Consider the following 11,584-nt stretch of genomic DNA (forward strand, 5'->3'; position numbering starts at 1 on the left):
ATTCCAGAAAATGGACAAGCAGGTTTCCCTAGTGTACCTTTCCAAAGGCAGAAGAGAATAGGGGGCAGGGGCACATCGGGACAGGGGGGTATCGGGGCAGGGGAACCAAAAATCAATTTATTTCCTAAATCTCCTAATCTCCCACGCTCCCAATTCTTTCCCCATCCCCTTTCCCATGGTTTAAATATTAAAAAATATTAACCATCTTCTCAGAAATGAAACATCATGCTGCAAAATATCCGTATTTGAAAAACGTAGATGGGAAAGTACGAACAATCTTGCAAGGAATTGTTGCACTTCCCAGTAAAATATCAGATAGACTCCTTGTATAATGACCGAGAGCTCCCTTGGCAGCAGTCAAAAGTTTTCGGTTGCTGGGAGGCTACAGCACGGGTCGCGTGGCGCGACCCAAGAGGCAAAACCAGTCGAACGTTAACCGTTGGGCTGCTGTCTCAAACCCCAATTCTCCAGGGAAACCCATTTTTCCGGGGGAAGTAAGGACGCCACAACTAGCCTGAGAAAACGACATTCCTGTTGGGAGGAAGTACCTAAATGAGTATCGTCACGAAGTCCATCGTGAATGCCGATGCCGAGGCTCGCTACCTGAGCCCTGGCGAACTAGACCGGATCAAAACCTTTGTCAATTCCGGCGAGCGTCGTCTGCGCATTGCGCAAGTAATGACCGATTCCCGCGAACGCATTGTCAAGCAAGCCGGCGACCAACTGTTCCAAAAACGTCCTGATGTGGTATCTCCTGGTGGCAACGCCTATGGCGAAGAAATGACCGCCACCTGCTTGCGCGATTTGGACTACTACCTGCGCCTGGTTACCTACGGAATCGTAGCCGGCGATGTCACCCCCATCGAAGAAATCGGCATTGTGGGCGTTCGTGAAATGTACAAATCCTTGGGAACTCCGATCGATGCCGTAGCGGAAGGGGTTCGTGCCATGAAAGACGTATCCATGGGCTTGCTCTCCGCCGAAGATGCTGCCGAAGCCGGTTCTTACTTCGACTACGTCATCGGTGCCATGCAGTAAGCCTAGTCACTGCTAGCAGCTGAGGCCGTTGTTGGCTCGCCCAGCCTTGGCCGCGACGAAAAAAAAACGTTGTCCGACAAGGACGCCACGATCGCGAACGAACTGGTTATTGTAAACCGAAGATAGAAAACACGAGGAAACAAGAAAAATGCAAGACGCAATTACCTCTGTAATTAATTCCTCCGACGTTCAAGGCAAATACTTGGACAATGCGGCGATGGATAAGCTGAAGAACTACTTCAGCACCGGCGAACTCCGCGTGCGTGCTGCTGCTACCATCAGCGCCAACGCCGCCACCATCGTTAAAGAAGCCGTTGCCAAGTCCTTGCTGTACTCCGACGTCACCCGTCCTGGCGGCAACATGTACACCACCCGCCGCTATGCTGCTTGCATTCGCGACTTGGACTACTACCTCCGCTACGCCACCTATGCCATGCTGGCTGGCGACACCTCCATTTTGGACGAGCGGGTACTCAATGGCTTGAAAGAAACCTACAACTCCTTGGGCGTACCCATTGGTGCTACCGTACAAGCTATCCAAGCCATGAAAGAAGTAACCGCCAGCTTGGTGGGTCCCGATGCCGGTAAGGAAATGGGTGTATACTTCGATTACATCTGCTCTGGCTTGAGCTAAACTAGCTTCCCCCATGTAGGAGGTAGCGGTAGCTCTCGGGGCAACCAATCTCCTCAGGTAAGGTTACAAACAGTCAAGAGGGAGTGCTAGCTCCTCTACAGCCTGTTAGCTTTGGTAAAATCTTTCGAGGTTGGAGGGGTTGGCATTGACTCTTGACTCCCTGCCTGAGATATTGCCTATCTAGCGAAATTTCCTATAGCGAAAAAATTTTTTAATTTCCACCTGTCATTTAAGGAGAAAGCAGCCCATGCGCATGTTTAAAATTACCGCCTGCATGCCTAGTTTCAACCGCATTCGCACGCAAAGAGAGTTGCAAAACACCTATTTCACCAAGTTGGTTCCCTACGATGCTTGGTTTAGAGAGCAGCAACGTATCATGAAAATGGGTGGCAAAATTTTAAAAGTGGAATTGGCTACTGGCAAACAGGGCGTCAATACCGGTTTGCAGTAAAGCTATTGATACGATTGAAGGTACCAGCGTGCTGGGCTTTCCCACATCACGAGGAGGTCGTTCGGACCTCTTTTTTATTGGTTGGCAGTTTTGGGTTGTTCTGTCTGCCTGGGTAGTGGTGGAATTTGGGTTGGAACTGCCGCCAATAGATAGCAGTCATATCGATCTAATATAGATCTGCTGGGTTTCTATGCCCTTTGCGTGTCTTTTCTTTGTTTTTGCACAGCAACGCCCATCAAAACCATCACCAACCACATAATATGCCAACCTTTGTCCGTCCCAAGTTCCGAAATCAACTGCGCCAGTGGGGAATTTACAGCCTCTGTGGTGGGTTGCTAGTTGCCCTACCGGCAGCTACCTTAGCCAATGCGAATACAGTAGCGGCAACGCCGGTTCTAGCACAAGCCGATGCGCTAACCGACAGTCGCCAAGTGGCCGAACAATTGTACGGTCGTTGGGAAGCCACCAACTCTGCCAATAATGGCATGACCTTAATTTTTACCAAAGTGGGGCAGTTTTATATTATTTTGCAAGAATCGGACCCGATCGCTTTAAAATTTGGCTATACCATCAATCCCACCCCCGATCCGATGGAACTAAACGTTCGGGTGGGAGAAGGAGAAACGGTAGAAACGATTTTTGACCTCACCCCAGACGGCCAATTAATCGTACAGCTGGCGGGAACCAACCCCGGTCAACCGCGACCGACCAGTTTTGATCCCAATGCTACCAAGTTCCGCAAAGTCTCCCAAGAAATGAGCCTGCCACCGGATGTTTCCATTTACAATAGCGAAGGTCCGACCCATAAAACCCGCCAAATGGAAGGCAAAGAATACTTGCGCAGCCTCAGTCGGGCGCAAAAAGCCTACCATATTGATAACAACCGCTTTGCCACCGAAATGAATGCTTTGCCGGTGGATGTACCGCAAACGACGGAAAACTATCGCTACGAGATTGCGGGGTCTAACCATCCCGAAGAACAAATTGTGATGACGGCAACTGCCCAGCAAGAGGATTTGAAAAGCTATACGGCGGCTATTTTTGTCATTACTGACGAAAGCGGTTTGACCAGTAGTGTGGCTGGGATTTGCGCGACACCAGAAGCTTCGCAGACGCCACCGCCGCCACCGGAGGCACCTACCAATGTGGCTGGCGATATTCAATGTGGCGGCAATTCCCAGTTGGTGGAGTTGCCGAACCCAGAATGATATGCTGGGAGTTTGGTTGTCAGCAATGGTAGTGCTTGTTTCATGAATAACGACTGGTTGATTTCCCTGCGATCGCCCTATACGCCAAGTTTGATCTCGCCCAATTTACCCTCTCAGTTTTTTGATGCCAGCCAGCAAGGAGATCCCCCGGTGAAATTGGGGGTTTTGGCTTCCGGCAGCGGTAGCAATTTTGTCTCCATTGCCCAAGCGATCGCAGCCAGACAACTCAACGCCCAAATCCAAGTTCTCATCTACAATCGACCCCAAGCCAAAGTGGCAGAACGCGCCCCCTTGTGGAACGTTCCCACGGTTTTCCTGGACCACAAACAGTACAAGGTACGGGAAAAATACGACGCCCAACTTGTAGAAACCCTCAAACAATACCAAGTGGAATGGGTGGTTATGGCAGGGTGGATGCGGATTGTAACGCCGGTTTTGTTGGAAGCGTTTTCCGATCGCGTTTTGAACATCCATCCCAGCCTGCTACCGAGTTTTCCCGGGGTACATGCCATCGAACAGGCGTTGCAAGCTGGCGTCACCATTACCGGCTGTACGGTTCACATGGCAGCGGTGGAAGTAGACAGCGGACCGATTTTGCTGCAGGCGGCGGTTCCGATTGTGCCCGGCGATACCCCCGAAACCCTACACCGGCGGGTTCAAGTGCAGGAACACAAAATCTATCCCCCCGCGATCGCATTGGCTGTGGCGAGGGAAGCCGCCCAAACATCTACCTACTAGCAAACAACGCTCTTCTAGGATTGCTGGCTTTGCGATCGCTTCCAAAGAATGCTGGAGACAGAATTGGTGGTAATGTGGGCAACAATGGGCACCAGCAAATTCCCTGTAACCAGGGCACTGCCGCCCAGCAACAACCCCACAGCCGTTGCCCACACCGTGTAAGGCCACTGTTCCCTGCCCAACAGATGCAGAATGCCAAAACACAGGCTAGAAACCACCACAGCCACTGCATCCAAACCAAAAGCCGGAACCATCACGCCGCGAAACAGCAGTTCTTCGCTCAATCCGGGCAGCAATCCCAACCAAATTAAATCCGACCAGGTGAGAGGTTTGAGAATAAATTGCAAGTAGGTGGCCGCGCTACGGCGATAGGCGGGCCAAATTTGATAGACTAGCGCGCTTGCTAGGGTAATGATACTGCCAAGTCCCACCCCCAGCCAAATTCCTTCCCAGCTGAGGGTTAGTGGCAGCAGTTGGATGTTGCCTAGATACTGCCACAGTTTGGCGGCTACCAAAAGCAAAGCAGCCGTCACGCCCATGGCGACGAGAACTTGGGTGCGGGTTAGCGGTTCTAGTTCTGGTTGAGGCGTCCGTTCACTCACCGATTTTCCGATAAACAACACAAGGGGGGAATTTCCGGTGCTAGTGCTTCCGTACTTATCCCAGCGCGATGGGCAGCCAAGACGCCCACAGCTTCCAAATACGAGCGCACGCGGGTAGCGGCAATTCCCAAAGCTTCGGGAGGTACGTTGGTCGCAGTTTGGTTGTCTTCTACAGCGATCGCTTGGATGCCCATCTGAGACAAACTTAACATAGCGCTTCCCCCAAAAGCCCCCTCGGGAACCACTATGGCATCTACTTGAGACGCCCAAATACTGTCTGGTGGAAAGTTGGGCTGCTCTGCTGGGGAAATAACAAATTGAGGGGCGCGACTCAACCCCACCAAGACGCTGGGAAAAAAGGTATAGCCCAATTCTTCAGCAGCGGCGCGCGGCGATAGGTTGGGGTCGAGGGGAAGCGGGTATAGCGCTGGTGCGTGGGCGCAGGGGATGCGAAACGTGCGTACCACCAAATGGCTGATAATGGCTTCTGCTCCGGCAAGGGCATCGACACCGTGCCCCTGGCGGTATTGTTGCAAGGTGGCGTTGGCTGGGTCTTCGTCGGGAAAACGTGCTACCACAGCAATGGCGTTCGCACCAGCCTCGATGAGGTCTTGGGCAGCCCGCAGCAGACTATCGGGATTACCCACATTCCCCCAGGAAGTTCCGGAGGTGGCGGTTTGCAGTTCCACTTCTAAGGGAGCGTCGGTAATGGTGTAGTCGCTGATGTGCAGTCCTAGACTGGCGCGCGTTGCCTGAGCTGCTTGAATGTGGCGCAGTTGCAGGTCTGACTCGATGGCGCGATCGAGAATGAAGCCAACGCGGTTGCGACGTACGGGTTGCAATCCCCACGCACCGGCGGCAAATTGGTCCAATCCGTACCCTTCTACGTAAAATAGGTTGGGTTGGTTCCAGTACAGCTGCGCCCCGTTGAGGACGTTGGGATGGGTGATGACCCGCTCGGCTACTTGGGCGATCGCGCGTACCACCGGCATGGCATCCCCGGCATAGCCCCCAATGGCAGCGCCTGTTCCGGTGGGAACAATGAAAACGACGGTGTATGGATGTTTTTGCACGGAAAATCTCCGATACGTTGGCAAGCCCTGTCGTTTTAGCGCCGGGAGGAAAAACGAACGGTAACTAAAAGCGAGAAGAGGTGCAGTTTCCGCTCTTTCGGTGTTAGAGCCGGCATTGCCTCCCCTGTTTCCTGGCCAATGTTTTTCGGGCTGGTTGGGCTAACGGCACTGCCTGACCCCTGGTAGGGCGGTTTAACTGTTAACGGCAGGGCGACCAACACCGAAAGCATTTGTCGGTGCCATGACCCTAAAAACCTAGCCCCAAAGGGCGAAGGGCTAGTCAGCTACCTGAAGCTGGAGGCATGAAGTCCCCGTGCTTCAGCCGGGGGCTGACGGGGCTACTGTTCGCGCACAACGACGGCTTCTACTTGGGCTCGCTTTCGATCGCGATCGACGTTGGTAATCGCCCAACGCAAGGGTTCTCCGCGTTTGTTTAGTTCGGCTGCGATTTCTTTTTGTAAGTTTTTTGGTTGTTCTTGCAGGTTGATTTCCGCTTCGATGAAATGGGTGGTCATAAACGGGATTATCCTTATTTTGGCGGCTACAGATTCCTAGATTGGTTTTATTCTATCTGGTTTTGGGATGCTGTTTTTGTTAATTTGTATTAAAAATTGGGTTTCCCACTCGTTTTTTGCCGGCGCTTGGATATACAATATCTAAAAGGGGGAGGAGAACCTCTTGTATTTATAAAAGATTATACTTCCCCTTCTAATATAGATTTTAGCGCACCCCCAGCAAAATAGCTGCCAATTGCAATATTTTTTAACATTTTTCCGCAAAAACAGTTAGGACTGACGGGTGCGCAACTGGCCGCAAGCGGCATCTGCTTCCAACCCCCGGGAATAGCGAACGCTAACCGCCACGTGCCGTTCTTGCAATGCTTGTTGAAACCGGTCAATGCGCTGTTGGTCGGGGCGCTTGTAGGCAACTTCCGGGATGGGATTGTAGGGAATTAAATTAACGTGGCACTGAAACCCCCGCAAAAGCCGTGCCAGCTGTGCTGCATGTTCCGGGCGATCGTTGTACTCAGCCAGTAGGGTATATTCAAAACTCAGCCGCCGCTTGGTGGTTTGTACGTACTCGCGGCATTCTTGCATGAGTGCTTCCAGAGGATAGTGTTTGGCGCTGGGGATAAGTTCCTGGCGCAGTTGTTGGTTGGGGGCGTGCAAACTAACTGCTAGGGTAGCTTGGAGTTTTTCCTGGGCTAGCTGGCGAATGCGACCGCGAATGCCCACAGTAGAAATGGTCAGCGATCGCGCTGCGATGCCCACATCCTGATTGAGACAGCGAACCGCCGGCAAAACCGCCTCCAGATTCAACAAGGGTTCGCCCATGCCCATAAACACCACATGGGAAACCCGCCGACCGAAATCTGCTTGAACCGTCAAGACTTGATCGACAATTTCGTGGATTTTGAGGTGGCGCTGGAAACCGCTTTTGCCTGTAGCACAGAAATCGCAAGCCATGGCACAGCCCACCTGGGAAGAAACGCACACCGTCAGCCGTTTTTCAGTGGGCATCCCCACCGTTTCTATGATTTGACCATCCTCCAGTTGCAGCAGGTATTTCACCGTTTTGTCAGGGGCAACCGACCGATGGAAAATTTGCGATCGCCCCACGGGCACATCCGCAATTTCCGCTCGCCATGATTTGGGAAATACGGTAATATCAGATAGGGAATGGACGCCCTTTTCATAGAGCCACTGATGGAGCTGCTGGGCGCGATAGATCGGTTGTCCTTGCTGTTGCACCCATTCCTGCAATTGAGGCAAAGACATGCCTAAAAGCGGCTTTTGGGCAGATGCGGGCGTTTGCTGGTTGGCAGGCAGTTGGGAGGGAGAAGTAGGAATCGAACTCATAAGAAATAACTGAATAGGCAAACAAACAATAAAATAACCAAAACCAAACAGAGGCAAGCGATAATTCCCTATTTTCCTCAAGAGAAGGAAATGTTTTGTACCGGCAACAGCACTTGGGTAGATAGCATCCAAATTTTAATTGTAGCGAACGGTTGGGGACAACGGCTACGACGGACACTTTCCAACTTCTGTCCCCACCCAGTTGGCGCTGCGGTCCCTTGGCAAGGACTAGAAAAACATGGGAAAATCATCCCTCTTGCGTTACCATTACTAATTAGTTATATAATAAAATTAACGAATGCAAGAGGAACAGGTACGGCCACACTGCACCTATTTCAGATAAACTGCTATGTCTAACCCTCAATCTGCCAACGGTGCTGACCCCGAACAGCGCAACATAGTTGGCCGCGTCACCGCCTATTTTATTAACTCTCAGGTAACCATATTGGTCATTGCGGCTTTGGTTATTTTCGGGGTAGCAGCCGCTATCTTTACCCCCAAAGAAGAAAACCCCCAGGTTGTCGTCCCTTCAGCCAACGTCTACCTAGAGTACCCAGGTGCGCCGGCTGAAGTGGTAGAAAAAACTGTCACCAATCCCATCGAATCCAAAGTGCGGGAACTGACAGGTATTGAAGAAATTTACTCTGTCTCCCGCGATTCCCAATCGAAAATAACGGTGCAGTTTTACGTGGGTGAAGACTGGGAAGACTCCCTGTTTAAACTCCAAAACAAGCTTTATAACTGGCAAGATATTCTTCCCGAGGGGTCTGATTATATTGTCAAACCCATCATCGTTGACAATGTGCCCATCGTCACCCTGACTGTCACTGGCGAGGGATATAGCGACAACGAATTGCGCCGAATTGGCGATCGCCTGTTAGAGGACTTGCGCAGCATCCCCAATACAGGCAGGCTCACCATTACCGGCGGTCATCCCCGGGCCATCCGCATTGATTTGGACCCCGATCGACTAGCCAGTTACGGACTGTCTCCAGCCAGCATTGCCCAACGGCTCAAGCAAGAAAACGTCAAACTGCCTGCCGGCGATGTGACCGTGGGCAAAAACCGTATCTTTCTAGAAGGCGGTCAGCTGTACCAATCGGCCCAAGAAATTAGCAATACCATTGTGGGGCGCGGTGAGGGCAATGCCCCCATTTACCTGCGCGATGTTGCCAACGTACGGGATGCTTTTACCGAACGGCAGACTTACTCCCGCATCCATTTTCGAGAAGATTGGGATGCCACCGAACCGTATCCCAGCAATAACCTCCATCCCGAAGAAGGGTTTCGCGAGCAGCCTAGCATTACCCTAGGCATTGCCAAGAAAGAAGGTACCAACGCCGTCACGGTAGCCAAACAAATTTTCCAGCGCGTTGACGAGTTACGTTCGGACTTGCCCCCTGGTGTGGAAGTAGCGGTCAGCCGCAACGACGGTCGTGAAGCTTCCCAGGCGGTTGGAGAGCTGTACACCAGCTTAATTCAGGCGATTATCATCGTAATAACGCTGCTGGTGATTTTCCTGGGCTGGCGGGAAGCCTCTATTGTGGCGTTTGCCATTCCCCTGACCTTAGCAGGCACTCTGTTGGTGGGTTGGATTGCCGGGCAAACCATTAACCGGATTACCCTGTTTGCGTTGATTCTCTCGTTGGGGATTTTGGTAGACGATGCGATCGCGGTAACAGAAAATCTGCACCGCCACTTTGCCGAACGCCCCAACATGAGTGCCAGCGAGAAAATCAAAGAAGGGATTGCGGCGGTCAACGAGTTGGGAACGCCCATTTTGCTGTCTACCGTTACGGTAATTTTGGCGTTTATTCCCATGGGATTTGTGACCGGCATGATGGGTCCGTACATGGGACCGTTGCCCTTTAACGTGCCCGTGGCGATGTTGATTAGTACCGGCTTGGCTATGAGCGTGACGCCCTATTTGGGGGTAAAGCTCATTAAAATCAAGCACAAGCGATCGCAAGCGGCATCGAACCAAAATGGTGGCAACGGCGGCCATCCGCCCCAGAATCCCGGCAATGACGGCAATGCCACTGGCAACCAGGGCGAAAGCAGCCAGCAAACTCTAGCCGAGGCTAGCGAAGCGCCGAATAAGGTTTATCGCTTGTACCGGCGGGTCATGGAACCGTTGCTGGATTCGCGAACCCGGCGGCGGTTTGTCATCTTTTTGATTGTGGGCATGCTGCTGGCAACTTTCGTGCTACCGCTGACTAGGGCGGTGAAGTTTCGGATGTTGCCCAAAGCGGACGAAAATACCTTTTTGGTGCAATTAGACAATCCCTTGGGCACGGACTTGGAGCGAACCAACCAGGTTATGAAAGAACTGGAGGCGGTGGTCGAGAAAGACCCAGATGTGGTCCAGTTTGAAACTTATGTGGGTACGGCAGCTCCCATTGACTTCAACGGCATGTTACGGGGCAATACCGATCGAGAAGGCGAGCATCTGGGCGATATTCGGGTTCACTTAACCCACAAAAGTACCCGGAAAGCCCAATCAGAAGACGTGGTGCTGCGGTTGCGTCCCAAACTGCGGGAAATTGCCGATCGCTATAATGCCATTGTGAAGTTGGTGGAGGTGCCCCCCGGTCCTCCTGTGCGTTCGACGATGCTGGCGGAAGTGTACGGACCGGATTACGAGAAAATCCGGGATTTGACTAAGGAAGTAGGCGAAGTATTCCGGGAAACCAAAGGGGTGGTGGATGTTGACGATTCGGTGAAAAACACGATCCCCCAAATGCGTTTGGTGGTGGACCGCCAGAAACTCAATCAAATGGGGTTGAGTACTTCGGCAGTTGCCCAGACCATTAGCATGGCGGTGAACGGGTCTCAGGTGTCGATTTTGCAAGTACCGGGAGAACTGACGCCGGTGCCGATTGAAGTGCGCTTTGCCGAGAGCGATCGCGATAATATTAGCGATTTAACCCGCATTCAAATTCCCACCCCCAATGGCGATTTGATTCCTTTATCGGAATTGGTGAAGTTCGAACCAGCAACAGTGGACCAACCCATTTTCCACAAGAACCAAGACCAGGTGGCTTATGTGTTTGGGGAAATGGGTGCTACAGAGGAAATGCCCAGTGCGGCTCGTTCCTCGGTTTACGCGGTTATCGATCAGTTAATCCATTTCTTCCGCAATCCGCTGCCAGAAGGTTACTACATCAAATGGGAAGGTGAATGGGATTTGACCCTGGATGTGTTCCGCGATTTGGGATTGGCCATGCTAGTAGCGGTGATGCTCATCTATTTAATTTTGGTGGGTCAGTTCCGCAGCTTTAAGGTACCTCTGATTATTCTGGGGTCCATTCCCTTGGCAATGATTGGAATTTTGATTGGTTTTTCGCTTAATGGCGTTTACTTCAGCGCTACGGCGATGATTGGGGTGATTGCTCTCGCTGGTATTGTGGTGCGCAATGCGATTGTTTTGCTGGAGTTTGTCAGCGATCGCTTGAAAGAGGGTAGCGAACTGAAGGAAGCTGTTATTGAAGCAGGTGCAGTTCGCTTCCGCCCCATTTTGCTAACCAGTGTCACTACCATGCTGGGTACCTTGTCGATTTTGAGCGACCCAGTTTGGTCGGGATTGGCTTGGACTTTGCTGTGCGGAATGTTGACTTCTTCGGCGTTGACGCTGGTGATTATCCCGCTGATGTATTTTGGGGACAAACAAAAACTACAATTCAAGGAAAAAGCCAAATTAGAAGCCCAAGAATCCCCTTCTGCGGTTCGTTCCTAATCGGCTTTCTGAATTTATGGAAAATTTGGTTTTAGATGCGTCGCTGGGGCGGCGCATTTTTAATCCCACATTCCGCTGCTCGATCTGCTACCTCCTAATAGGTTATTTACTGGACAATAATTGACTTTTGTTGACTTGATAGTCGTAGCTATCTTTCTTGTAGATTGGCTAGATGTTGTATGAGAAAAGAGGGAGAGGTGCAGTCCCCCTTTGCGCCCTATAATAGAGCTACTTCCCTGCACGGA

Annotated in this window: 10 protein-coding genes; 6 read left to right on the forward strand and 4 right to left on the reverse strand. The window is 51.7% G+C overall.

Annotated features, from left to right (window positions below):
- Nucleotides 1–552 precede the first annotated feature (552 nt).
- The 5 genes from apcA to purN all read left to right on the forward strand — a co-directional run bounded on the left by apcA (nucleotide 553) and on the right by purN (nucleotide 4,069).
- Nucleotides 553–1,038: an allophycocyanin subunit alpha gene (apcA, locus tag AS151_RS10005; protein ID WP_071516901.1), complete on the forward strand. Its 486-nt coding sequence runs from the start codon at nucleotides 553–555 to the stop codon at nucleotides 1,036–1,038.
- A gap of 148 nt (nucleotides 1,039–1,186) precedes the next feature.
- The gene (apcB, locus tag AS151_RS10010) at nucleotides 1,187–1,672 is read left to right on the forward strand and encodes an allophycocyanin subunit beta (protein ID WP_071516902.1); all 486 of its coding nucleotides are present in this window, start codon (nucleotides 1,187–1,189) and stop codon (nucleotides 1,670–1,672) included.
- Nucleotides 1,673–1,919: 247 nt separating this feature from the next.
- Nucleotides 1,920–2,123 (forward strand): phycobilisome linker polypeptide, encoded by a 204-nt coding sequence (locus AS151_RS10015; RefSeq protein WP_071516903.1) that lies wholly within the window; start codon nucleotides 1,920–1,922, stop codon nucleotides 2,121–2,123.
- A gap of 260 nt (nucleotides 2,124–2,383) precedes the next feature.
- Nucleotides 2,384–3,331, forward strand: a complete 948-nt coding sequence (locus tag AS151_RS10020; protein WP_071516904.1) for a type IV pilin-like G/H family protein — start codon at nucleotides 2,384–2,386, stop codon at nucleotides 3,329–3,331.
- A 42-nt stretch (nucleotides 3,332–3,373) separates the two neighbouring features.
- On the forward strand, nucleotides 3,374–4,069 hold the full coding sequence (gene purN, locus AS151_RS10025) for a phosphoribosylglycinamide formyltransferase (protein WP_071516905.1): 696 nt from the start codon (nucleotides 3,374–3,376) through the stop codon (nucleotides 4,067–4,069).
- 14 nt (nucleotides 4,070–4,083) lie between these two features.
- Here the strand turns inward: purN and AS151_RS10030 are convergent, their stop codons facing one another.
- From AS151_RS10030 to rlmN, 4 genes are all read right to left on the reverse strand, one after another.
- Nucleotides 4,084–4,671, reverse strand: coding sequence for a CPBP family intramembrane glutamic endopeptidase (locus tag AS151_RS10030; protein ID WP_071516906.1), 588 nt, complete (start codon nucleotides 4,669–4,671; stop codon nucleotides 4,084–4,086).
- Entirely contained in the window at nucleotides 4,668–5,744 is a 1,077-nt protein-coding gene (locus tag AS151_RS10035) for a DUF3326 domain-containing protein (protein WP_071516907.1), read from the reverse strand. Before AS151_RS10035 ends, AS151_RS10030 begins: the two co-directional genes overlap by 4 nt.
- A gap of 338 nt (nucleotides 5,745–6,082) precedes the next feature.
- Nucleotides 6,083–6,259 (reverse strand): hypothetical protein, encoded by a 177-nt coding sequence (locus AS151_RS22075; protein WP_170861363.1) that lies wholly within the window; start codon nucleotides 6,257–6,259, stop codon nucleotides 6,083–6,085.
- A gap of 270 nt (nucleotides 6,260–6,529) precedes the next feature.
- Entirely contained in the window at nucleotides 6,530–7,603 is a 1,074-nt protein-coding gene (rlmN, locus tag AS151_RS10040; protein WP_071516920.1) for a 23S rRNA (adenine(2503)-C(2))-methyltransferase RlmN, read from the reverse strand.
- Between the two features lie 349 nt (nucleotides 7,604–7,952).
- Between rlmN and AS151_RS10045 the strand changes: the two genes are divergently transcribed.
- On the forward strand, nucleotides 7,953–11,339 hold the full coding sequence (locus AS151_RS10045; RefSeq protein WP_071516908.1) for an efflux RND transporter permease subunit: 3,387 nt from the start codon (nucleotides 7,953–7,955) through the stop codon (nucleotides 11,337–11,339).
- Nucleotides 11,340–11,584 lie beyond the last annotated feature (245 nt).

The organism is Geitlerinema sp. PCC 9228 (genome assembly GCF_001870905.1).
In the GTDB taxonomy this organism is placed as follows: domain Bacteria; phylum Cyanobacteriota; class Cyanobacteriia; order Cyanobacteriales; family PCC-9228; genus PCC-9228.